At 62.5% G+C, this 21,056-nt stretch carries 27 protein-coding genes; 25 read left to right on the forward strand and 2 right to left on the reverse strand.

Features of this window, described 5'->3' with window-relative positions; translation table 11 throughout:
- Window positions 1-36: 36 nt before the first annotated feature.
- A complete protein-coding gene (locus tag FXN65_RS10820) occupies window positions 37-504 on the reverse strand; it encodes a transcriptional regulator (protein ID WP_151133197.1) in 468 nt (155 codons plus the stop codon).
- A 186-nt stretch (window positions 505-690) separates the two neighbouring features.
- On the opposite strand from FXN65_RS10820, the gene FXN65_RS10825 reads away from it, so the two are divergent.
- The 23 genes from FXN65_RS10825 to FXN65_RS10930 all read left to right on the forward strand — a co-directional run bounded on the left by FXN65_RS10825 (window position 691) and on the right by FXN65_RS10930 (window position 18,528).
- Complete coding sequence (locus tag FXN65_RS10825; protein WP_151133198.1) at window positions 691-846, forward strand: Arc family DNA-binding protein; 156 nt, start codon at window positions 691-693, stop codon at window positions 844-846.
- 73 nt (window positions 847-919) lie between these two features.
- Entirely contained in the window at window positions 920-1,912 is a 993-nt protein-coding gene (locus FXN65_RS10830; protein WP_151133199.1) for a phage antirepressor N-terminal domain-containing protein, read from the forward strand.
- Window positions 1,909-2,187: a hypothetical protein gene (locus tag FXN65_RS10835; RefSeq protein WP_151133200.1), complete on the forward strand. Its 279-nt coding sequence runs from the start codon at window positions 1,909-1,911 to the stop codon at window positions 2,185-2,187. Before FXN65_RS10830 ends, FXN65_RS10835 begins: the two co-directional genes overlap by 4 nt.
- A 58-nt stretch (window positions 2,188-2,245) precedes the next feature.
- Window positions 2,246-2,695 carry a hypothetical protein gene (locus FXN65_RS10840; RefSeq protein WP_151133201.1) on the forward strand — a complete coding sequence of 150 codons (450 nt, stop codon included), beginning with the start codon at window positions 2,246-2,248 and terminating at the stop codon, window positions 2,693-2,695.
- 46 nt (window positions 2,696-2,741) lie between these two features.
- A complete protein-coding gene (locus tag FXN65_RS10845; protein WP_151133202.1) occupies window positions 2,742-3,209 on the forward strand; it encodes a hypothetical protein in 468 nt (155 codons plus the stop codon).
- A gap of 35 nt (window positions 3,210-3,244) precedes the next feature.
- The gene (locus FXN65_RS27865; protein WP_178119302.1) at window positions 3,245-3,382 is read left to right on the forward strand and encodes a hypothetical protein; all 138 of its coding nucleotides are present in this window, start codon (window positions 3,245-3,247) and stop codon (window positions 3,380-3,382) included.
- A gap of 18 nt (window positions 3,383-3,400) precedes the next feature.
- Window positions 3,401-6,679 (forward strand): phage tail tape measure protein, encoded by a 3,279-nt coding sequence (locus FXN65_RS10850; protein WP_151133203.1) that lies wholly within the window; start codon window positions 3,401-3,403, stop codon window positions 6,677-6,679.
- Window positions 6,680-6,748: 69 nt separating this feature from the next.
- Complete coding sequence (locus FXN65_RS10855) at window positions 6,749-7,159, forward strand: hypothetical protein (protein ID WP_151133204.1); 411 nt, start codon at window positions 6,749-6,751, stop codon at window positions 7,157-7,159.
- Window positions 7,160-7,222: 63 nt separating this feature from the next.
- Window positions 7,223-7,729, forward strand: coding sequence for a hypothetical protein (locus FXN65_RS10860; protein ID WP_151133205.1), 507 nt, complete (start codon window positions 7,223-7,225; stop codon window positions 7,727-7,729).
- Window positions 7,729-9,504, forward strand: coding sequence for a hypothetical protein (locus FXN65_RS10865; RefSeq protein WP_151133206.1), 1,776 nt, complete (start codon window positions 7,729-7,731; stop codon window positions 9,502-9,504). The genes FXN65_RS10860 and FXN65_RS10865 overlap by 1 nt, the downstream gene beginning before the upstream one ends.
- A 3-nt stretch (window positions 9,505-9,507) precedes the next feature.
- Window positions 9,508-9,906 (forward strand): hypothetical protein, encoded by a 399-nt coding sequence (locus FXN65_RS10870; RefSeq protein WP_151133207.1) that lies wholly within the window; start codon window positions 9,508-9,510, stop codon window positions 9,904-9,906.
- Complete coding sequence (locus FXN65_RS10875) at window positions 9,903-11,342, forward strand: hypothetical protein (RefSeq protein ID WP_151133208.1); 1,440 nt, start codon at window positions 9,903-9,905, stop codon at window positions 11,340-11,342. Before FXN65_RS10870 ends, FXN65_RS10875 begins: the two co-directional genes overlap by 4 nt.
- A gap of 1 nt (window position 11,343) precedes the next feature.
- Window positions 11,344-12,294, forward strand: coding sequence for a hypothetical protein (locus tag FXN65_RS10880; protein ID WP_151133209.1), 951 nt, complete (start codon window positions 11,344-11,346; stop codon window positions 12,292-12,294).
- 29 nt (window positions 12,295-12,323) lie between these two features.
- Complete coding sequence (locus FXN65_RS10885; protein ID WP_151133210.1) at window positions 12,324-12,911, forward strand: hypothetical protein; 588 nt, start codon at window positions 12,324-12,326, stop codon at window positions 12,909-12,911.
- Complete coding sequence (locus FXN65_RS10890; protein WP_151133211.1) at window positions 12,908-13,432, forward strand: hypothetical protein; 525 nt, start codon at window positions 12,908-12,910, stop codon at window positions 13,430-13,432. Before FXN65_RS10885 ends, FXN65_RS10890 begins: the two co-directional genes overlap by 4 nt.
- Before the next feature lie 6 nt (window positions 13,433-13,438).
- Window positions 13,439-13,960 carry a hypothetical protein gene (locus FXN65_RS10895; RefSeq protein WP_151133212.1) on the forward strand — a complete coding sequence of 174 codons (522 nt, stop codon included), beginning with the start codon at window positions 13,439-13,441 and terminating at the stop codon, window positions 13,958-13,960.
- Window positions 13,960-15,291 carry a pyocin knob domain-containing protein gene (locus tag FXN65_RS10900; RefSeq protein ID WP_151133213.1) on the forward strand — a complete coding sequence of 444 codons (1,332 nt, stop codon included), beginning with the start codon at window positions 13,960-13,962 and terminating at the stop codon, window positions 15,289-15,291. The genes FXN65_RS10895 and FXN65_RS10900 overlap by 1 nt, the downstream gene beginning before the upstream one ends.
- A gap of 3 nt (window positions 15,292-15,294) precedes the next feature.
- Entirely contained in the window at window positions 15,295-15,645 is a 351-nt protein-coding gene (locus FXN65_RS10905) for a hypothetical protein (RefSeq protein ID WP_151133214.1), read from the forward strand.
- 53 nt (window positions 15,646-15,698) lie between these two features.
- On the forward strand, window positions 15,699-16,136 hold the full coding sequence (locus FXN65_RS10910; protein ID WP_151133215.1) for a cell wall hydrolase: 438 nt from the start codon (window positions 15,699-15,701) through the stop codon (window positions 16,134-16,136).
- Window positions 16,136-16,654, forward strand: a complete 519-nt coding sequence (locus FXN65_RS10915) for a DUF2514 family protein (protein ID WP_151133216.1) — start codon at window positions 16,136-16,138, stop codon at window positions 16,652-16,654. The genes FXN65_RS10910 and FXN65_RS10915 overlap by 1 nt, the downstream gene beginning before the upstream one ends.
- 649 nt (window positions 16,655-17,303) lie before the next feature.
- Window positions 17,304-17,744, forward strand: a complete 441-nt coding sequence (locus FXN65_RS10920) for a CopD family copper resistance protein (protein WP_178119303.1) — start codon at window positions 17,304-17,306, stop codon at window positions 17,742-17,744.
- A 211-nt stretch (window positions 17,745-17,955) separates the two neighbouring features.
- The gene (locus FXN65_RS10925; protein WP_151133217.1) at window positions 17,956-18,141 is read left to right on the forward strand and encodes a hypothetical protein; all 186 of its coding nucleotides are present in this window, start codon (window positions 17,956-17,958) and stop codon (window positions 18,139-18,141) included.
- Window positions 18,142-18,228: 87 nt separating this feature from the next.
- Complete coding sequence (locus FXN65_RS10930; RefSeq protein ID WP_151133218.1) at window positions 18,229-18,528, forward strand: hypothetical protein; 300 nt, start codon at window positions 18,229-18,231, stop codon at window positions 18,526-18,528.
- 68 nt (window positions 18,529-18,596) lie between these two features.
- Here the strand turns inward: FXN65_RS10930 and FXN65_RS10935 are convergent, their stop codons facing one another.
- On the reverse strand, window positions 18,597-18,875 hold the full coding sequence (locus FXN65_RS10935) for a peptidylprolyl isomerase (protein ID WP_151133219.1): 279 nt from the start codon (window positions 18,873-18,875) through the stop codon (window positions 18,597-18,599).
- A gap of 119 nt (window positions 18,876-18,994) precedes the next feature.
- On the opposite strand from FXN65_RS10935, the gene FXN65_RS10940 reads away from it, so the two are divergent.
- Entirely contained in the window at window positions 18,995-20,203 is a 1,209-nt protein-coding gene (locus FXN65_RS10940; RefSeq protein ID WP_178119304.1) for a PilT/PilU family type 4a pilus ATPase, read from the forward strand.
- 183 nt (window positions 20,204-20,386) lie between these two features.
- Window positions 20,387-21,025, forward strand: a complete 639-nt coding sequence (locus FXN65_RS10945; protein WP_151133221.1) for a DJ-1/PfpI family protein — start codon at window positions 20,387-20,389, stop codon at window positions 21,023-21,025.
- The last annotated feature ends 31 nt before the right edge of the window (window positions 21,026-21,056 follow it).

Consider the following 21,056-nt stretch of genomic DNA (forward strand, 5'->3'; position numbering starts at 1 on the left):
CGGAAATGAAAAGCCCCGCTCTTGGGCGGGGCTTTTTCAGGGTTCGGTCTTCGGCTTTTTTCTAAGCCAGCCGAACGTAGATTCCTCATCCTCGTCGGTCCATTCCTTGCCAGCGGCTATCGCGTCGCGCTTGATCATGTTGCCCAGGATGAAATTGAACGCATCATCCAGGGGCATGCCGCTCTCCTCGGCCGCGTCGTAGATTCTGTCCATCAGCTCCGAAGGAACGACGATGTGGATGTCTTCCTGTCCAGATTCGCTACCAGTAAGCACTACTTTCTTCAGCCCCTGCTCAATGCGGGTTTTGGTAAAGGCGTCGATTTCGACATTTAGTGCTTTCGCCAGCTTCATTACGGCTGATAGGCGAGGAGTCGATTTCCCAGACTCGTAACGGGTGATTTGCGGAAGGCTAACGCCGCTTTTTTCCGCTAGCTCACGCTGGGTCATGCCAGCTTCAGCTCGGAACCAGACTAAGCGCTCTGCGAAGTCAACAAAATTGGTCATCGTCCCTTCTACTGTCAGTTCGGATCGTGTCCTTGCTTTGCCAACAAGGTAAAGCCTGAGGGATGAAGTTTACCGTTAACGGTAAATAAACGGTATTCGAAACGATGACAAACGATTCTGTTTGACAGATGATGATTTGCGATGTTGAATGATTACAAATGATAGATAACGACAGGAGGTGACGTTATGGATGTGCAAAAGAAGGCGATCGGGGTTCGGATGCCCGAAGACCTGAAGGAGTGGCTGAGTGAGCAGGCCGAGAAAAACTCGAGAAGCGTCAGTGGGGAGATCGTCCATCGACTCCGCCAGAGCAGGGAGCAAGAGCGTGAATCGAAGATCTAGCGGGCATGAAAAAGCCCCAGGTGCGCCAACACCTGAGGCTTCGGATGTGAAAACTTTCGACGGAGTTCACGAGATGAATAGTACCGCAAAAGCGGCAGATCGCAATGTCCAGACCCAGACAGCCAAGATCATTCCGTTCCGCAATGCCAAGCTGATGCTGGTCAGCCATGAAGGGCAGCCCTTCGTTCCGATGAAGCCAGTGGTGGAGGGGATGGGGCTTGCTTGGCAGGCGCAGCATGCGAAGCTTTCCAGCGGTCGCTTCAATTCAACTATCACGGAAATCGTGATAGTTGCAGAGGACGGGAAAAAACGGGAAATGACCTGCCTCCCGCTCCGCAAGTTGACCGGGTGGCTGATGTCGATTCACCCGAACAAGGTTCGGCCAGAGCTTCGCGATGGAATCATCGCCTACCAGAACGAATGCGACGATGCGCTCTGGGCATACTGGAACGAGGGTGAGGCGGTGAACCCCAGGAAGGCGCGTAAGACGAAGGCGCTACCCAATGGCCTGACCGAGGAACAGCAGGACAGCATCAAGGCCCTGGTCAAGGCTCGCGCCGAATGCCTGCCGAAGGACAAGCGCGCCAAGGCCACCATCACCTGCTGGTCTGCGCTGAAGTCCAAGTTTGGTTGCAGCTACAAGGAAATCAGCCCGGAGCACTTCACCGATGCACTGAGCCTGGTTGCCCGAATCGTCCTGGAAGGTGAGCTTCTGGAGGCGGAGGCGCCGAGGCCCCTGGGCCAGCTGGAGATCGACTTCACCGTGGCCAAGTGGATCGCAAGCGATCCGAATGGCTTCCGGCTCGCCAGCCTGAGCAGGGATGATCGTATTGGTCTGCCGATCAGGGTGGTGAGCAGCATGGACTCCAAGTCGCCCATCTACGAATTGCTGCAGATGCTGGAGGATGCTGGCTACCAGATCGAGGCCTGCAAGCTGGAACTGATGGCACTGAAGGACCACGTCGACGTGATGCATGGCGTGATGGGCAACCTGCAAAGGGCCTTGGAAAACACGATGCAACGATCCATTCTCTGGAACTGCCGAACCAAAAGGAGTGCAGTGTGACGGAACCCAACTACGAGGCGATTGGCCGGTACACCCATCTGGTGGGTGAGCTGGATTCGCTGTCCATGAAGCGCCGGTCCTTGTTCACCCGGATCGTGGGTGTGTTGAAGAACGCCAACGAGAACCCGCGCGAAAGCAAGGTGCCGCGCAAGTGCAACTTCGAGGCCGTGCGCGAGCTGTTGGACGAAGCGGAGGCGTTGGACAAGACCATCCGCTCCACGGTTGACCAGGTGAACGAGTTGGCACCCTTGGCGGACAAGCCAGCCATCAGCTAGCCGCACAGTACCTGCCTGAACTACATTCCCTCCCATCTTGAGATGGGAGGGAAAGGCTATGTCCAAGGATAGGCCGGCGAAGCACTTGCACCCGGCGTATACGGCGTTCGCGTTGCTGGTGATGGTTCCATTGCTGATCTGGTGGAAGGCGGGGGAAACTCCGAAGGAAGGCCACGAGGCCCCAGCCCCTGAGCAGTCAGCGGCTGGAACTCCCCAGGCGAAGCAACTGGCCCCTGAAATCATTCACGGAATGCAGACTGCTGAGTACCGCAAGCGTCAGACAAAAAACGGCTTGTTCATTGGTATGCGTCGAGCCGATCTGAACGAGTATGAGGTTTGGCGGCATCCAGAGTCTGTTGGGAAAGTCGACCTATCGGATGGTGAAGTAACGATTTTGACCTACCGGGCCGGGTTCGATGGTGAGCTTATTCAACTGCTATTTCATGACGACAGCCTGATAGATATAGATTGCGATCCAGGTTGCGCCGCTCCTGATTCAAAACATTGAGCACTAACAGAACCCGCTTCGGCGGGTTTTTTATTGGAGGAACGAAATGTCAGAAAGCGTCGACGACAGCCTCACACGGTTCCTCGGTGATCCTGTTGAAGTGCCGCTTCGGGCCAAGGGTTTTTCGGTCTATCCAATCCAGCTGGAGCAGATCCCGGCAGTCAACAAACTCATTGATACGATGCGTCCGCAACTTCAGGAGTTGGCAAGGCAACTAGACCAGGCCCGAGAAAACGGAGCAGACCTGTCTACGATGTTCGAGCGGGCGCTGGAGCAGCTCGATATTCTGTCGCTGGTCGATGAGCACCGTGATTCCCTGACGGAGCTGTGCTCGCTACTGACGCACCGTCCGGCAGAGGATGTTGGTCGGCTTGGAATCGATGACTTCCTCGGCCTGTTACTGGCACTGGTTGAGCTGAACCTCGATTTTTTCTACCTGCGCCTCCGGCCGCAGCTTCGGGTGAACCTGGTTCGCCTGGCCGAGGCGATATCTTCGAAGCAGCGCAGCGCCTGATTCAGCACGGGCATTCTCCGGAGGGCATCCGTCGAATGACCCTTGCACAGGTGCGCAGTTACCTTGCCGCGATCAATGAAGAAGAGCGCCGCCGTGACCGGATGCTGCTCTACATCGCCCGTGCGGCTGGAGCCAAGGCCGAAGACTTCAAGAGCTTCCTCAAGGCTCTATAACCCCTGAAAGGACAGATCATGAGCAATGACGTTGATGTAGGCATCGTCATCGGCGGAGCCGTGTCCGCAGCTCTTCGGAGCAGTATCAAGGACGCCAGCAAAAGCGTCGGCCAGCTTGGGAAGGAGATTGAGGAGGCCGGTCGTAAGGGCCAGCTCATCGAGGGTTTCGAACGCACGAAGGCAGCAGCCAAGGCAGCCTCGGCCGCGTACTTTGCCAACAAGAAGCGCGTGGATGAGCTGAAGCGTGCCATCGCAGCTGCAGGGCAGCCTGTAAAGGCTTTCGAGCGAGACCTAGCCGCCACCCAGAGGGCCCTGGACCGGAGCAAGCGGGCACTGGATACTCAGACCAAGAAGGTCGGTGACTATCGTCGCCAGTTGCAGGCTGCCAGCGTCGATGTGAAGAACCTTGCCAGCGAGCAATCCAGGTTGGCTGCTGAGTCAGAACGGCTGGCTCGTGTCCGGGCCGCTGTCGCTCGCTCCGACCAGGCTGTAGCGCAAAGGGATGCGGTTCGCGGCGAAAGGTTGGGATTTGCTGGTGAGGCTGCCGCGTTTGGCTACACCGTAAAGCAGGCTCTGGACCCGGCAGTCAAGCTGGAAGCAAATCTCAAGAAGATCGAGGCGCGCGTCAACTTCCCAACGCCAGATGGCATCCTCAATCTGAGGAAGGAGTTGGAGTCGCTCTCTGAGGAAACGGGCATCGCGACTGATGAGCTCAGCGCGACAGCAGCTCTAGCTGGTCAGTTCGGGATTGAAGGCCGGCAAATTGCAGATTTCGTTCGGCAGGTGACTCAGGTAGGGATCGCCTTCGACATGAGCTCTGCGCAAGCAGCCGAAAGCGTTTCTACGCTCTCGACGGTATTGAGCATCCCGATAACTGAGACGGGGAGGCTGCTCGATGCAATCAATCAGTTGGCAAACAACAGCAAAGCCAGTGAAGCCCAGATTCTGGATGTTCTCGGCAGGGTAGGCGGCATCGGTCGGCAGTTCGGACTGGTCGATACTCAAATTGCAGCTTTGGCCTCGACCTTCCTTTCCCTGGGCAAGAGTCCCGAGGTTGCAGCCACGGGTATCAACGCTCTGCTGAACAAGCTTCAGACCGCTGGCGTGCAGAGCGACGAATTCCAGCAGGAATTGAAGAACCTGGTGGGTGATGTGGATGCCTTCACCAGGAGCATGGACACTGACGCCCAAGCTGCCCTCGACAACTTCCTGGCAAAACTGGGTGAGCTTGATAGTCGGGGCCAGGCCGAGGCGATCACTGTCCTCTTCGGCCAGGAGTATGCCGACGACATCAGCGTTCTCTCTGGCTCGCTGGCCGAATATCGCAAGCAACTTGCAGCAGTTGCCGATGAGACGGAATACGCAGGCAGCGTTCAGCGCGAGTTCCAGCGGTTTAACTCCGGCGCTGCGGTTGAGGCCGGGAAGGCAGCCACGGCCATCAATAACGCCTTTGCGAAGCTCGGCGAGGCGGCTCTTCCGGTTATCACGAAGGTTTCCAAGCAGATCGCTAGTCTGGCCCAGTGGCTGAAGAGCACCGGAGAGGTTGGGCAAAATGCCCTCTTGGGCATCATCTACCTGCTCGGTGGCGGACTTTTGCTGAAGGGGGTTCGCCTCTTCGGCCGCCTGCTTATCACCGAAGTGGTTGCGGCCTTCACGACGATAGACAAGGTCGCCACCAGGGTTCTTGGTCAGAGCCTCGTCACTGTTGCTGCACGTGGTTTCGGGGGAATGGCAACTGCTGCCAAGACGGCGGCGAGCAAGGTGACGACTGCCTTGGGCACCATCCCAGTGGCAGTGCAGGCTGCTCTGCGTGGCCTGTCCCTGATCGGCTCTTTCTTCGTTGGCTGGGAAATCGGTACCTATCTACGCGAGCAGTTCGTCGAGGTTGAAAGGGCAGGCATCGCCCTGGCTTCCGGCCTGCATACCAGCTTCGTCCGGATCAAGGGCTACGCCCAGGAGCAGTTCGAAGCATTGAAGTTTGCGATGACGAATCCGCTGGATTATGTCCGGACGAAATTCGCCTCCTTCGCCAGGGATCTCGGCACCTTGATCAGCAAGGTGCCGCGCTTCGGGGAGGCCGCCGCCAATGCTCTTCGTTCCGCTGCGGACACGATCATGCCGGGCGGCACCGATGCCCAGGAATTCCAGAAGCGCCAGAAAGAGATTCGTGACCAGACCGCTGCCGAGGTGAAGCAAATCCAGGACGGGTACTTCGATCTCTGGGAGATGGCCGGGCAGAACGCCGACAAGACCAAGGCAGCCAACGAGGAGTCTGGGGAGTCCCACAAGGACCTCGCGGAGACAGTGAAGAAGTCTCAGCAGGCCATGACTCAAGAAACTGAAACCGGCACGAAGCAGCGCATTGCTCAGGCTGTCAAGGAGACGGCAGAGGTCAAGAAGGCGAAGAAACAGCAGGCGGCACTGCTGAAAGAGGTACAGGATCGTACGAAGGGGATTGCTGGGGAGAAGTTCGCTACGGAGAAGGAGCCTACCTTCAATCGGGCGAGTGACCTCACTGTTAAGGCTCGCCAGTCGCTAGTCAGCAAGGACTACGTCCAGGCACTGAAGTTTGCCGAGCAAGCCACCCAGGTGTTGGAGGAGCTCCAGCAGGCCGGCGACAAGAACACCAAGGCCCTGGCCGGCCAGGCGAAGATGGCCCAGCAAATCGCCGAGCAGGCCTTCGCTGCCCTTGGTTCTGGGGGCAAGGATGGCGCAACCGCGACGAAAGACGTTTCGGTGAAACCAGTGCTCGACGCGGAGGCGGCTACCCAGGTCCAGGGGCAGGTGTCTGCTCTGGCTGAATCGCTCCAGGCAAATCTGGTAATTCCTGTGAAGACGGTGCTGGCAGACACCCCGAAGTACTACCAGGAAGGCAGCAGCTTCTCGCAGTTCCCTGAGCAGGGCTTCGCCGCCGGCGGCTTTACTGGCTTCGGCGGCCGACTGGAGCCCGCGGGCATCGTGCATCGAGGCGAATACGTTCTGCCTCAGTCTGTGGTGCGCGAACCTGGCGCGGTCTCCGTGTTGTCGGCCATGCGCGTTAAGGGGGTCGCCGCAGTGTTGGAGCAGGCGCGCCGGAACTGGGGCGGCTACGACATTGGCGGTCTGGTCGGCAGTCTTTCCAGGCCAGCCACCCCGGAAGCTTTCGGGGCAATGATTCGAGGTCCGGCGGCAGGCGGGGGAAACACAGTCAACCTAACTTTGCCGGGGGGCAGCAGCTATACCCTCCAGGCGGACGACAGCACTTACCAGGCTCTGTTGCGCAACGAGGCTCGAAAGTATGGGCGATCTCAGGGGTAGACGCATTGCCTTGCAGTTTGACTTGGCGCGCCCGATGATCATGGCTCAGCCAAGAAAGGAGCTTGTTTCATGGATCAACCAGAAGACCAAGCAGGAGAGGTTTTGAGCTTGAATCCCGATGCTGACTGGCTACTTCAGTTGTTTGTGAAGATCGCCAACAGTGATGGAATTCAGCTTCCGGTAACTTTGTCTACGAATAGCGGGTTGGTGACAGGAATTCTCATTGGTGGGGGAGAGTACTTTGAATTGCTTAAGCAGCAACTGAGCCAGTGGGCTGTTGATGCTGCACAGCCGTGGCTGGATGCGGCTGATGAATGGAAGAAGGACTACGACGAGCCGACCCCCGACCCGGTGATGGTCCATCTGAAAGAAGCGAAGTTTGTGGCTGGGCCAGGAATCATGCCGAAGAACTCGACTCTCTGGCGCGGTCAATTGAGCTCAGTCTCTGGTTTCTCGTTGGGTATCTTGAGCTCAAACTAGAATCGCTTCCCATGTAATCCAGAACCCCGCCTTGGCGGGGTTTTTTGTTTCTGAGGTACGCATATGGCTGAGATGATGCTCGGAGGTATTGCTATCCGCCTGCAGAGCGGGGCGCCGGTACAGGAGTACTCTCCCCTCGGCGGCGTCACAGTGGCCCGCCGATCTGGTGGTGCTGCGGTGAAAATTCAGCACTGGCGCAAGACGGGCATCACCATCCGGGGAACCGGCTGGATGGGGCCGGGCTTCGCCGGCCTGGACTTCAGTCAGCCGCTGGAGCTGCGTTGCACCAAGCAGCAGTCGCTGAGCACTACAGCGCTCACCGGCACCTTGCCGGGCACGCCGCGTCCGGACGATTCGCCCTGGGCGCTGGCCTACGTCGATGGTGACTGGCGGCGAACGCCGGTGGCCGTCGCGCCTGATCGCACCTTTACCATTACTGCCGTACCTGGTGCGCTGCAGTACCAGGTGTGCTGGCGCCCGGTGTTCATGGTGTTCTGTGAGCCGCCACCCGAGTCCATGGACCCGGCTTCTAACACCCACGACTGGACCATCACCGCCGAGGAAATCTGATGGAGCTGAATGGTTCCGAGCTGAACGCCGTCGAATTGAACGGGGCTTCGGCAGGCGGGAGTGTGCCCGAAACCATCACCATCGAACCGGTGGTGTCGGTGATCTGGAGCGTGCGCCTGCTGCTCAACGGGGCGGATGTCAGCGACCTGCTCACCGGGCAGGTGCGAATCGAGCGGGAAGAGGGCGCGCGCGCCCTGGCCGACTTCAGTCTGCTGCTGGGCGAAGGTCCGGTGAACCCGGGCAGCTACATCGGCCAGAGTGTGGAGCTGTATTACCGCGACCTGCGGGATGGTGAGTGGACCGAAACACTGCGCTTCCGTGGTCAGGTGATCCGCCCAGACTTCGACCTGCAAACGACGGTGCTGGCATGCGAGTGCAGTGATCGTCTGCAGGAGGTGGTCGAGGCTCTAGAAGTCGCCGCAGTGGATGTGCTGGTGGGTGGTCTGTGGTCGGCCGATGTGTTCGAACCGGTTGAAGGCCGTTCACGCTGGGACTATGCCTTGGAGCGCATGAGCGGCCAAGCGGCCACCCTGCAGCGCAGCGTCGAGGGTGCCTTGCAGGTTACGCCTTGGGCGGCCGGTGCCGCTGCTTTCATCATCCCGCCCGGCTCAGTGCTGGACGGGACGTTGGGTTGGATGCCAGTAGAGCTCAATGACCGGATCAACGTGGTGGAGATAGCGGCGGATTACCGCTTCATCCGCCTGCGCGAGCGGCACCAGGACTTCCTCTGGGAACACCCCGCCGTCGAAGGTCTCACCATCATTGACGGGTTCTGCCTGACCTGGGGACGCGAGGACAATACCGAGACGCCGGACATCAACATGGTGGAGGACGCCAGCAGCGGCGCTGGTTACCAGGCCATCCTCGGGACCGCCAATTGGGAGCGGGTACCTCCGACGGATAGTGGAGCGCTGTGCGATCCACCTTTCGGCTGGACCAACCACTATCCTGACCTGCTGTTGCGCGCCACCTGGACCAGCGCCATGCGCTGGAGCCAGCGGGTAACCGAGCAATACACCTTGAGGGTGGAAGCCCTCAGCAGCGTGGCGCAGGCCGGCGAAGTGATCAGCCGCGACCGGCTGGCCATGGAAACCGAGAGCGACCGGGAAGCGGAGTTCGAAAGCGCCGAGTTCACTGAACACGAAGCCGACGCCATCGAGGACGCCCTGGGCGACTGGGTGGTGGACCTGCGCGAAGATTCGCGTCGCGTTGAGGCTTTCACCTGCCGGCTGCAGATGGCCCATGTGGAGATTCTCGGTGCACACAGGGGCAACCGGTTGCCGTTCCAGCTGCCGACCTCGGACACCTTAGGCTTTCGTCTGGAGCACACACTGCAGGTGCAGGATGAGATTCTGGGGCGCGCAGTGCAGTGCCGAGCCAAGGTGTTCAACCTGACGGACGAGTGGGACCTGGATAGCGGTTCGGCATTGACCACCATTCAACTGGCCGTGAGTCAGGGCGGCGGAGCCGTTACGGACCCGCTGACCCTGCCAGCCATCCCAGCCAGCACGCCGGCTGGCGATCCACCCTCGCTGATCATCCTGCCGACCCAGCTTGGGGCGCGGAACAGCAGCCCGCTGTATGACGACGTGCTCGACGGGTTCGCTGGCAACTACACAGTCAACGACCTGGACATCAACCCATCGCTCGAAGAGTTCCCGCGGCGCTTTGACCTGACAGCGCCGGAGATACCCGAAGACCACCGCGACGAGTACGCGGTCACCCAGGCCAAGACCTATCAGCTGGCCATTCCGAACGACCTGCTGGAGCTGTAACCCATGACCTTGGCTCAAGAGCGCGCCGGCATTCGGGCGGGGGTAGCGGCTGCCCGTGCAAATACCCTGCGTCGCGATCTCAACTCACTGGAGACGCAGCGCCGGCAGATTCAAGTGCTGAACACCTTGGAACGCCGGGGCGCCCGGCCCGCCACCAAAGGGCGGGGCCTCTGGAACCCGGCTGCTGCAGGCGTCGGGGGTGGCGTGGCCAGCCCCCTGACCGAGCAGACCAAGGTGGTGGGCGCCGATACGGTGCCGGACCGCGACTACTGGCCGGACCTGGTGCTGACCAGCAGCGACGGCATCTTCACCTACGAGGTGCCGCCGGTGAAAACCCTGAAGCTGAAGGACGCCAATGAGGCCGACGTGATCGTCAACCTGGCGCAGCCGGTGGCCCCATGATCAACATCGGCGGTGTCCTGACGGACAAGGTCAACATCTGGGGCTGGCCCTGGCATGGCCGGATCGATGCCGATGGGCTGCACCTGCCCAACGGTTCGACCAAGACGCACCCGCTGCCGGAGCGCCCCTGGAATACCTATCGCCTGCGGGTGCCCGGCACTCCGGTGGTAACCCGCACCCCCGAGCAACTGGCGGACGATGCGGCAGCCGGCCGGCAGTGGTGGAGCGAGGCGATCCTCTGCGGGCGGTTCTTCCAGCTGTACGGCAAGGACATGGGCGGCTGGATCTACTGCGCCCCGGATGGCAGCCGCTGGCTGATCCGCCGCGACCTGGCCAAGGCGATCCGCTTCGGCGAAATCGGCCAGCCCAGCGACGACCGTACCCTGACCATCAGCAACCCGACCGACAATGGCCAGTCCACCCCGGCGGTGGACCTGGGCGATGGGCCGGTGACCGCGCTGCAGTGGGAAGAGCCGGTCGACATCACGCCCGATGGGCGCAAGGCGATCTTCATGCTGTACACCAGCGACCCCGGGTATCCGCCGCGCGAGCGGCCGATCCCGCTGGGTTTCCTGCTGGCGGAAGTGACGGGCGGGCTGGGCACAGCCTTCACCATGAACATCACTGTGTTGCGCACCCGCGCGCAGACGCTGGGCACGCTGGGCTACACCAACACCATGGTGATCGAGCCGCGCTCGATGAGCTTCAACGACGGCACGCTGAACTACGAGATCGCCACGGGCGAGACGATCCGCACCCTCACCGGGCGGATCTGGGCCATGTGGTTCGACGACACCGGCACCCCGCAGGAGCTGTGCCTGGATATCCACGAGCGCGTCGCTCAGGAGTTTCCGGAGTATTCGCCGCCGACGGGCAGCTCGCCGAACCAGTACACCGAGCGCACCTGCAGCAAGACCACCGACTACCGCTACACCCTGCGGCTCGGAGCGACGGAGTGCGTCACGGCCCTGCTGACCTACAACGAGGCCGGCACCATGTCCTCGGATGACGACGACACCATGACGGTGACCCTGTCCCTGGATGGCACGCCGTACCACACCACCGTAATCACCGAGATCAACACCGACCCCATGACCATCTCCCCGGTTCCACCGGCTTGGGCCGAAGGGGGCGTAGAGCAGGCGGTGGTGCGCGCCGAGAGCGTCTCGGGTGGTTCCGCCATGGACCTGCTTCCCTACGGCAACAACCTGGTGGGCCTGTACCTACGCCTGGACATGGCTGGCCCGGACCGTCACCGCTACCTGGCGGCGGCCAGCCCGCAGGGCGCGGTGGCCATCAACACCACAGTGGACCTGACCCAGAGCGGCCCCCTGCAGCCGCGCTTCGAACTCTACGGCCCGCGCCCCTATGGCGCGTGGAACCCGTCGACCCATGACCATGCCGCCCCGGAGGCGGCGCCTGTTGGCTGGAGCTGAGATGCCGAAACGACTCTTCGTGAACAACTGGAAGGCCACCCTGACGGCAGAGCTGGCCATGGGCGGGCTGACGCTGAGCGTCGATGCTGCCCAGGCCGCCAAGCTGGTGGGCCTCGGGACCGGCGACTACTACCTGCTGACCCTGGTGGCGGTGGACGTAGCCGGCGCCGAGACGGCCTGGGAGATCGTCAAGGTGACGGCCCAGGCCGGCGGGGTGCTGACCATCGTCCGGGCCCAGGAAGGTACGGTGGCGAACCTCTGGCCGTCGGGTTCGCGCATCGCCGCGCGCCTGACGGCGGGTGACATGAGCACGCTGCGGGATGCGGCTGGCTCGGGTGGCGGTGGGGGCGGCATTCCCGACGCCCCGGATGACGGTCTGAACGCCCGCCGCGCCGGCGCCTGGAAGCGCCTGCACGGCGGCCTGTTCCGGGTGCCGAAACCGCCGGTAGGGTATGACCTGGTCAACCTGCCGCAGGTGAATACCTCGCTCGGCCAGGCCTGGTCTGCCGACCAGCTGCGCCTGTTCCCGCTGCCGGTGTTCGACGACATCACCGTGGACCTGCTGCGCTGCAGCGTGAGCACGGCGGTGGCGGGCAACGCGAAGCTGGCCCTCTACTCCAGCGATGCCGACGGCTGGCCCGACGCCCTGCTGGCTACTGGTGGCGAGTTCAGCACCGGCTCCACGGGGGTGAAGGCGTCGGCTCTGGCGGCGCCACTGACCCTGGAGGCCGGCAAGCTCTACTGGCTGGCCCTGCACTGCTCGGCCGGCGCGAGCTTCCACGGGCTGTCCTCGGGTGGCCTGGTGATCGGCGGCTCTGGCATCACCCAGTACACCTGCGTCCGACGCAGCACGGCCTATGCCGGCGGTCTACCCAGCCCCTTTGTGTTCGATCCGGCGGAGCTCGCCTCCGGTATCTACTCGACCCTGATGTCGCTGCGCCGCAGCGCTTAACCCCTCCCTGAACCAAGGAGCAGCCAGCCATGCAGCCGGCCTGTCTACCCCTGCGCCTGATTCAGGGCGCGACCTACCGTGACACCCTGCGGCTCAGCCAGCCGACCCTGGTCTACAAGGCCATCCAATCCATCCCAGCCGAAGCCCCGGCCCGGCTGGTGGTGCCCGGCCACGAGTTGGCTGCCGACTGGCCGGTGTGGGTGCGTGGTGTCCAGCAGTGGCCGGAGATCAACCGCGAGCCGTTCAAGAATCGGCCCTGGCCGGCCAAGCGGCTGGATGCCAACACCCTCGAGATCAACGGGCTGTCGGCCGTGGGCCTGAAGCCCCTCGGCGGCCAATTGATCTACCAGGCGCCCGTCGACCTCACCGGCTGCAGCGCGCGGATGCAGATCCGCGACAAGCCCGGTGGCCAGTTGCTGCTGGAACTGAGCACTGCCCCGGGCCAGGGCCTGACCCTGGAGCCGGCCGGCACCCTGAGCCGCGAGATCACCGCCGCGCAGACCGGCGCGCTGAGCTTCGCCGCTGCCGTCTACGACCTGGAACTGACCTTTGCCGACGGCACTGTGCAGCGCTGGGCCGAGGGCCCAGTCTCCCTGTCGCCGCAGGTGACCACATGACCGACACCACCCAATCCGCCGATGCCTACGTGCTGGTGGTGGAGGCCGATGCGGATCCCGTGCTGGTCGAGGGGGGCGACGACTACGCCATCACCCAGGAGCAGACCGAGGTGGTGGTCATTGCTGCTGCCGAGCAAGGTCCGCCGGGGCCGCAGGGTATCCCTGGCCCGGCGGGGGGCTCGTCACTCCAGCGCCTGGCCGGAGAGGTGGTCAGTGCGCTGCGCGTGCTCTACGAGGTCGACGGCGAGGTGTTCGCCCTGGACTACCGCGACGCCGAGCACATCGACCTGCTGCTGGGCGTCAGCCTCACCGCCGCCGACGCCGGCCAGCCGCTGAACATCCAGCGCACCGGCGTGATCGAGGACGTTGGCTGGAGCTGGCAGCCCGGCCGGATCTGGCTGGGCATCGACGGACAACTTACCCAGACCCCACCGGTAGACGGCTTCGACGTGCTGCTCGGCGCGGCGGTGTCCGCCACCCGCATCACCCTGAACCTTCAAGACCCTATCGACCTGGAGTAACTCACCATGGCAGGACAAGGCTTTCTCGCCCGCGTCGGCGGCATCACCAAGCAGATTCTCGGTATCCAGGTGTCGGCTGGCGCCGCCGATGCTGGCAAGATTCCCGCCCTGGACGCCACCGGGCGCTTCGACCTGAGCATGCTGCCGGTCGGCGTCGGCGTGCAGACCAAGCCCGTCACCGCCTCCGAGGCGCTGGACGCCGGCAATTACGTCAACCTCTGGGACAACGCCGGCACCCTCAACGCGCGCAAGGCCGACAACAGCAACAACCGCCCGGCGGACGGCTTCGTGCTGGCGGCGGTGGCCAACGCCGCGACCGCCACCGTCTACCCGCTGGATGCGCCGAATACCGCGCTGTCGAGCCTCGCCGTGGGCATCCGCTATTACCTCGGTACGGCCGGCGGCGTGATTTCTACCCCACTGGACGCGGTGGCGCAGGCCGGCACCGGCAAGATCGACCAGTGCCTGGGCAAATCCACAAGCGCCACGGAAATCCTCACCACTGACGACGGCTACGTGGTGCTCTGATGGCGGCGCGACGGCCTGTTGTGCGCCTGAATGGCAGCTTCCAGCAGCTGCCGACCGGCGATTGGCTGCCGGTCAGTGCCGGCGGCACCGGGGCGACCGATGCGCCGACCGCACTGGGTAATCTCGGCGGCCAGCCGCTGCACGCCAACCTGACCGCGGTCGCCGGGTTGATTGGATCGGCGAACAAGCAGTTCTATTTCACCGGGGCCGGCGCCATGGCACTGGCCGACCTGACCGTGTTCGGTCGGCAGATGAACGCTGCGGCGGATCAGGCCGGCGGGCGCTCGGTGCTGGGCCTCGGCGGGGCGGCGACCTACGGCGTTACCTCGGGCGCCACCGGGCAGGCGGACTTTCTGTTGTGGCGGACCAACGACCTGGTCAAGCAGACCACTACGTTCGACACCAACGCTGGTCGGGTGCTGGTCATGGGCTCGGGTAACCAAGGCCCGTTCGGCCTGGGCCAAGGGGCCAACTACACCGACGCCAACGCGCTGACCCACATGGCGTTCTACCGAAACGTAAGCCTGGCCGCCAGCAACGCGCCGACCCCCTATCAGCAGTACATCCTCAACCTGCCGCATGTCGCGGATACCAGCACCACCGCTGGTCAGATCGCGCTGCAATACACCAGCGCTGGTGGCGGCTACCTGGCTGATCCGCACCTGTTCATCCGCAGTAAAACAGGAGCCACGACTTGGGGTAACTGGTACGAACTGCTGCGGACGGGTGACTACGGCCTAGGTGGAACGGCGATCGTTGCACTCGAAACCAACCTCAACGATAACGACAGAGGAACAGGTTTCTATAACTTCACGGCACAGTCGCTGGGAATCTTGCCGCTGAACATCAACGGATACGGCTACCACTTCGACAACGCCTCGGCCGGATTCGCCTTTCAGGAGTACGTGCCGGTCACGCTCAACCGCAAGTTCTTCCGCCGACAGGCGTCAGGCACTTGGGGCGGCTGGAGTGAGTACGCCTTCCTCGGCAGCGCACAGACTTGGACCGCCAAGCAGATGTTCAATGACTACACCCAGCTCGGTGACACCGCGCCCGCGATCAAGATGAAGAAGCTCACCGGCACCACGGCGGCGGCCGAAGGCGGGAGCGCGTCGGTCAACCATGGCGTCACTTCGTCGAAGGTCATTGGGGTGCAGGTGCTGGTGTTCCACAGCAGCACCAACGCCATTCTCCCTGGCTGGGTGGCAAGTGCTGGCTATCAGTACGACGTGCAACTGACCTCGACCGGGGTTCAGGTGGTTCTGCACGCCACCAACTCGGAAAACATCCTGAGCAAGGCATTCACCGTGCTCATCACCTTCGAGGAATGACCCATGCCCGACTACAACGAGCAGGCAGGCCAGTACAGCAGCTGGACGCGCTGCAAGTACATCGGTATCGACAACCCACGTCCGCACCTGGGCGTCCCGGCAGTGACGTTCGTGGAGGAGCGCTGCATCAACGTGGACGGTGAGGAAGTTCAGCGCCCGCTGGGCAACCTGGTGGAACCCTTCACACCGGAGAATGCCGGCGAAGCATTCGACCTGGTTGACCCGGAAACCGGCGCGGTCCTCGGCAGCATGACCTATCAGGGGCTCTATGTGGCCCTTGCCAGCGCCTACTTGCACGTGGCTACCAAGCGGGACCAGGCGCAGTCGGCACCACCTGGGCCACCGGCCGAATAACCATCATCCCCAACAACCCCGCTTCGGCGGGTTTTTCATTTCTGGAGAACAGCATGTCGCAACGAGAGCGCGATATCGACGTGCTCGCCCGCACGATCTGGGGCGAGGCACGAGGGGAGGGCATCGCCGGGCAGGTAGCGGTCGGCTGGACTATCCGCAACCGGGTCGAGATGGACCTGGGCCAGGACGGCAAGCCGGACTGGTGGGGTGAGGGGTATGAAGGCGTCTGTCGTGCGCCCTGGCAGTTCAGCTGCTGGAACAAGAACGACCCAAACTACCCCTACCTGACCGGCGCCAGGGACATCCCGAACGCCCAGTACATGCTGGCGCGGGAGGCGGCTGTGGTGGTGATCGAGGGCCGCCAGCCTGACCCGACCGGCGGGGCGACTCACTACTACGCCACCACGATGCCGAAGGCTCCGAAGTGGGTGGTTGGTGCTGCACGAGCCTGCAAGATCGGCCGGCACATCTTCTTCAAGGACGTGCCGTGATGGACGCCTGGTTGAGGCTGGTGCCGGGCTGGGTCTGGCTGCTGTCACTGGTCGTCATCGGTGGTGGCCAGCAATTGCGGGTGAGTTGGGCCCAGGCCGATGCCGCCGGCGCCCGGGGCGAACTGGCCGATTATCGGCTGGAAGTGTCGGAGCGCGATCGACGCGCCGACGCCCAAGCTCGAACGGAAGAGCAACGCCGCCAGAAGGCGGTCGACGAGGTGGGGAATGAAGCAGAAGGGAAGCTGGAAGTGGCTCGGGCTGATGCTGCTCGGTCTGGTGATGCTTTGCAGCGGCTGCAGCGGCGCTTCGACGAAGCCGAGCGAAGGAGCCGCACCTGCGGCAATTCCGTCACTGCCCAGCTCAGCCAGGCAGCCGAAGGTGAAGCCCGAATGCGCGCCGACCTGCTCGGCCGGGTTGGAGAGGCTGCTCGACTCTATGCTGCTGAAGCCGACGAGCGGGGAGTAGCGGGGCGGGCTTGCGAAAGGGCCTATGAGTCAATTAGGAACGTCGATCCTTGACTGGCTTCGGAGGGGCCTTGAACACTTGCCCCACGCCCCGACAATGGGGGCAAGTCACCGATTCGCCATTCCGGATAATGGTGCGGTGACCAAAGCATACGTAGCATTGTTGCCAGGCCATAACCACCTCGCATCGTTTGTCGGGAATGATGTATGCGCAACAGTAGGCGGCCCGAAGCCACTTCGCATGACCGTTAGCTTGGCAAAGATGCCCGGTGAGCCTATCCGGCGAAAAGGAATGGGGAAGGGTGCCCAGAACGGGCGAGGAGGGCGGCACCGGGTGATACCAATTTTGATACCACTCGGTGCGTTTTTGTGGGTAGTCGAGAAGGCTAAGTTATTGATTTTACTACTCGAAGATCACCCCGCAGACCCATTCGATACTGCATGGTGATGTTGGCGGTAGAGATCACGATGGAATCCTGAGCTTTGGGGCGCTCGCGCGCAAAAAAGGCGCGATTGTAGCGGTTTTGGCCAGGGCTGGGGTGAACCTTCAGCGGCTGTGGGACGAAAGGGCGTGCAAACTCGTCGTCCCCCTTTGAACGGCAATATGGCCGCAGCGCCTGCCCGACGGGAATTGATCCCAATCACGATGCGCCTCGCCACGATGAGCATGATTAACGCCCATCAAGGGCGAGGGGGAAGTGACGTGCTCTATCTACTGCTCAAGTTCGCGCATCTCACCGCAGCGGCATTTTTCATCGGTGGGGTGTTCTTCGAGGTCATGATTCTCAGCCGCGCCGCCCGCAGCCTGGCGGCGGGGCCTCGTGAACAGCTGTCCAGGGCCCTGGGGCAGCGCGCCCGGCGCGTCATGCACTGGGTCATCCTCGTGCTCTTCGGCGCCGGTCTCGCGCTGGCCTGGCATTACCGCTCTGTGCTGCGTGATCCGTTCTCCAGCAGCTTCGGTTCCTTGCTGGTGCTGAAGATCTGCCTGGCATTGAGCATCCTCGGGCACTTCCTGTTCATTGTCGTGCTGATGCGCAGCGGGCGCATGACGCCGGCCCGCTCCCGTCTGATTCACCTCAGCGTGCTGGTGCAGATGCTCGGCATCCTGTTCCTGGCCAAGGCGATGTTCCTGATCAACTGGTAGCGCGGTCGGCATAGGCTGCGAAGGTGCGGAATACCCGGTCTGGCCCGTACATGGCGCTATCACCAAACCGTCAAGATCCAGTGCTAGCCTGACCTGGCTTCCACGGCACTTTGACACTCGATCGCGTTGCCCATGCTGCGCGATGCAGGCCAACCTGATCAGTTGGCCTTTTTTCTATCTGCCGTTCCGCCGTGGACCAGTCGGAGTATCCATGGACATCGCAATCCAGCAGGTCAGCCGCAGCGACAGGGAAGAGTGGCAGGTGGAGGTCTTCGGCATGAAGGTTTCCTTCCGCGACAAGACGGCTGCACTGGCGTTCGCGATCAGGCTGCAGGAGCGCGTCGAAGCGCCCCATCTGCTGCCGGGCACACCTGATCAGGATGATGTTCAGGCCTGAGTTTCAATTTCTTGTCGGTTCCAGCTATTGCGTGCCGGGCCTGAGCTGGGGCAAGAATGTGCCGTCCGGACCAGAAGGAGAAGGCACGTGAAGAGAGCTCTGATTTTCGTTGCACTGGCCCTGCAGGCCTGTACTTTCGCAGCGGTGGCGGGGGAGTGGCCGCAAGGTGGTGGCGAGAAGTTCACCCAGGAATGTGTTGCCAGCGCGGCCAGGCAGGTTCCCCAGGACAAGGCCGTCGCCTACTGCAACTGCTCCAACGGCATGATGCAGGAGGCCTTCACCTCGCAGCAGCTGGTGAGTGTGACCGAAGGCCGGAAACCGACCGAAGACGAATTGACGGTTCTCACCGACATTTCCCGTTCCTGTGCACGGGAAACCCTGCAATAAGGCCTTCACATTCCGACGCGAGAATAGGCACTGCGCCACGGACGGTGCCCATTCTCGCCAGATGCCCCTCAATCCCTGAAGAACACCTGCACCAGGTGATAGCCGAACTGGCTCTTCACCGGGCCATGGATGACGCGCACGGGCTTCTTGAAGATTACCTGATCGATCACTCGCACCATCTGGCCAGGGCGCACCTCGCCCAGGTCGCCGCCGCGCTTGCCGGACGGGCAGATGGAGTGCTTCCTGGCCAGTACGGCGAAGTCGTCGCCCTTGTCCAGGCGCTTCTTCAATTGTTCGGCTTCCGCCTCGGTCTTGACCAGGATATGGCGGGCAAGGGCCTTGGCCATGGGAATTCCTCTTGGACTGTGGAGCGGTTCATTGTGCCAGTACGGGCAGCCGCCATACAGTTGGGCACCGGTGATCCGCCAAGCGGATGCCTTCACCTGACACGGGATGCGCACCTTCGATGGACCTCTCTGCGATGCTCAAGATCCTGGCTACCCAGGATGGTTCCGACCTCTACCTGTCCACGGGCGCGCCGCCCTGTGCCAAGTTCAACGGCCTGCTGCGGCCGCTCAGCAACGAACCGCTGAAGGCCGGCGACGTGGCCAGGATCGCCGAGTCGATCATGGACGTCGAGCAGCGCGCCGAGTTCGACCGCGAACTGGAGATGAACCTGGCCATCTCGCTGCCCAATATCGGCCGCTTCCGCATCAATATCTTCCGCCAGCGCAACGAGGTGTCCATCGTCGCGCGGAACATCAAGCTGGATATCCCGCGTTTCGAAGACCTCAAGCTGCCGGAAGTGCTGCTCAAGATGGTGATGGAGAAGCGCGGCCTGGTGCTCTTCGTCGGTGGTACCGGTTCCGGTAAATCCACCTCGCTGGCGGCGCTGATCGACTACCGCAACCGCAACAGCGGCGGGCACATCATCACCATCGAAGACCCGGTGGAGTACGTGCACCGGCACAAGAAATCCATCATCAACCAGCGCGAAGTGGGGGTGGACACCCGCAGCTTCCACGCCGCGCTGAAGAACACCCTGCGCCAGGCGCCGGATGTGATCCTGATCGGCGAGATTCGCGACCGCGAGACCATGGAACATGCGCTGGCCTTCGCCGACACCGGCCACCTGGCCATCTCCACCCTGCACGCCAACAACGCCAACCAGGCGCTGGACCGCATCATCAACTTCTTCCCCGAAGAGCGTCGTCCGCAACTGCTCAACGACCTGGGCAACAACCTCAAGGCTTTCGTTTCCCAGCGCCTGGTGCGCACCCAGGACGGCAAGCGCCGGGCGGCGGTGGAGGTGCTGTTGGGTACCTCGACCATCAGCGACCTGATCAAGCGCGGTGAATTCCACTCCATCAAGGAAATCATGGAGAAGTCCCGTGGCCTGGGCATGCAGACCTTCGACCAGGCGCTGTTCGACCTGGTGGTGGAGGGGGCCATTCCGGAAGAGGAGGCGATCAAGAACGCCGACTCGGCGAACAACCTGCGCCTGAAGCTCAAGCTCTATCGCGAAGGTCCGGCTGCAGCGCCCGCTCCGGCCGCAGCGGCTCCGGCACCGGTAGCCGCCCCAAGCGCCACCGCGGATGCCGCCGGCTGGGGCCTGGAGCTGAAGCTGGAAGACCTGGAAGAAGACGCCCCGGAAGAGCCGGGGCCTCGCGGCTAACCGGCCTTCTTGTGGGAGCGAATTCATTCGCGAATGAATTCGCTCCCACAAATAAGGCCAACGCCCACCCTCGTCGATTGCCCCTACGCCTGTACGGCCAAATTTAATTGTGTCTGTGCATAGCGAGCGCACCCCAGCCCGCATAGATTCGCTGCATGCACCCATGCGATCCGGGAGGTCGTGATGCGAATCGCCGTACTGACGTTCGAAGGTTTCAACGAACTGGATTCCTTCGTGGCCGCCGCCTTGCTCAACCGCATGCGCGCGCAGGGCTGGCAGGCGGAGATCACCGCGCCCGGCGATTGGGTGACTTCCATGAACGGCGTGCGCGTCCAGGCCCAGCAGCCGCTGGAGTTCGCCAACAGCGCCGACGCGGTGCTGTTCGGCAGCGGCATCCTGACCCGTGACATCGCCAAGGACCGCAGCATCCTCGACCGGCTGGAACTGGACCCGCGGCGCCAGCTGATCGGCTCGCAATGCTCCGGCGCCTTGCTCATGGCCAGACTCGGCCTGCTCGATAACCTGCCGGCTTGCACGGACCTCACCACCAAGCCCTGGGTGATCGAAGCGGGTGTACAGGTGCTCGACCAACCGTTCTTCGCCAGCGGCAACCTGGCCACGGCAGGCGGCTGCCTTTCCGCCCCCTACCTGGCGGCCTGGGCGATCGCCAAGCTGGCCGGCGAAGACGCCGCTGCCTCGGTGCTGCACTACGTGGCGCCGGTGGGGGAGAAGGAGGCGTTCGTGGAGCGGGCATTGGGGGTGATTAGGCCGTATCTCCAGGCAGGGATCGCTCGTCCTTGTGGGGGCGAGTTCATTCGCTAACCGGACCGAAGGTCCGGCCTGCTAATCCTCA

The organism is Pseudomonas lalkuanensis (genome assembly GCF_008807375.1).
In the GTDB taxonomy this organism is placed as follows: Bacteria; Pseudomonadota; Gammaproteobacteria; order Pseudomonadales; family Pseudomonadaceae; genus Metapseudomonas; species Metapseudomonas lalkuanensis.

Excerpts from the sequence above, each read along its gene's own strand:
- FXN65_RS10820 (WP_151133197.1), bottom strand. The coding sequence starts at position 504 with ATGACCAATTTTGTTGACTTCGCAGAGCGCTTAGTCTGGTTCCGAGCT.
- FXN65_RS10825 (WP_151133198.1), top strand. The coding sequence starts at position 691 with ATGGATGTGCAAAAGAAGGCGATCGGGGTTCGGATGCCCGAAGACCTG.
- FXN65_RS10830 (WP_151133199.1), top strand. The coding sequence starts at position 920 with ATGAATAGTACCGCAAAAGCGGCAGATCGCAATGTCCAGACCCAGACA.
- FXN65_RS10840 (WP_151133201.1), top strand. The coding sequence starts at position 2,246 with ATGTCCAAGGATAGGCCGGCGAAGCACTTGCACCCGGCGTATACGGCG.
- FXN65_RS10845 (WP_151133202.1), top strand. The coding sequence starts at position 2,742 with ATGTCAGAAAGCGTCGACGACAGCCTCACACGGTTCCTCGGTGATCCT.
- FXN65_RS27865 (WP_178119302.1), top strand. The coding sequence starts at position 3,245 with ATGACCCTTGCACAGGTGCGCAGTTACCTTGCCGCGATCAATGAAGAA.
- FXN65_RS10850 (WP_151133203.1), top strand. The coding sequence starts at position 3,401 with ATGAGCAATGACGTTGATGTAGGCATCGTCATCGGCGGAGCCGTGTCC.
- FXN65_RS10855 (WP_151133204.1), top strand. The coding sequence starts at position 6,749 with ATGGATCAACCAGAAGACCAAGCAGGAGAGGTTTTGAGCTTGAATCCC.
- FXN65_RS10860 (WP_151133205.1), top strand. The coding sequence starts at position 7,223 with ATGGCTGAGATGATGCTCGGAGGTATTGCTATCCGCCTGCAGAGCGGG.
- FXN65_RS10865 (WP_151133206.1), top strand. The coding sequence starts at position 7,729 with ATGGAGCTGAATGGTTCCGAGCTGAACGCCGTCGAATTGAACGGGGCT.
- FXN65_RS10870 (WP_151133207.1), top strand. The coding sequence starts at position 9,508 with ATGACCTTGGCTCAAGAGCGCGCCGGCATTCGGGCGGGGGTAGCGGCT.
- FXN65_RS10875 (WP_151133208.1), top strand. The coding sequence starts at position 9,903 with ATGATCAACATCGGCGGTGTCCTGACGGACAAGGTCAACATCTGGGGC.
- FXN65_RS10880 (WP_151133209.1), top strand. The coding sequence starts at position 11,344 with ATGCCGAAACGACTCTTCGTGAACAACTGGAAGGCCACCCTGACGGCA.
- FXN65_RS10885 (WP_151133210.1), top strand. The coding sequence starts at position 12,324 with ATGCAGCCGGCCTGTCTACCCCTGCGCCTGATTCAGGGCGCGACCTAC.
- FXN65_RS10890 (WP_151133211.1), top strand. The coding sequence starts at position 12,908 with ATGACCGACACCACCCAATCCGCCGATGCCTACGTGCTGGTGGTGGAG.
- FXN65_RS10895 (WP_151133212.1), top strand. The coding sequence starts at position 13,439 with ATGGCAGGACAAGGCTTTCTCGCCCGCGTCGGCGGCATCACCAAGCAG.
- FXN65_RS10900 (WP_151133213.1), top strand. The coding sequence starts at position 13,960 with ATGGCGGCGCGACGGCCTGTTGTGCGCCTGAATGGCAGCTTCCAGCAG.
- FXN65_RS10905 (WP_151133214.1), top strand. The coding sequence starts at position 15,295 with ATGCCCGACTACAACGAGCAGGCAGGCCAGTACAGCAGCTGGACGCGC.
- FXN65_RS10910 (WP_151133215.1), top strand. The coding sequence starts at position 15,699 with ATGTCGCAACGAGAGCGCGATATCGACGTGCTCGCCCGCACGATCTGG.
- FXN65_RS10915 (WP_151133216.1), top strand. The coding sequence starts at position 16,136 with ATGGACGCCTGGTTGAGGCTGGTGCCGGGCTGGGTCTGGCTGCTGTCA.
- FXN65_RS10925 (WP_151133217.1), top strand. The coding sequence starts at position 17,956 with ATGGACATCGCAATCCAGCAGGTCAGCCGCAGCGACAGGGAAGAGTGG.
- FXN65_RS10935 (WP_151133219.1), bottom strand. The coding sequence starts at position 18,875 with ATGGCCAAGGCCCTTGCCCGCCATATCCTGGTCAAGACCGAGGCGGAA.
- FXN65_RS10940 (WP_178119304.1), top strand. The coding sequence starts at position 18,995 with ATGGACCTCTCTGCGATGCTCAAGATCCTGGCTACCCAGGATGGTTCC.
- FXN65_RS10945 (WP_151133221.1), top strand. The coding sequence starts at position 20,387 with ATGCGAATCGCCGTACTGACGTTCGAAGGTTTCAACGAACTGGATTCC.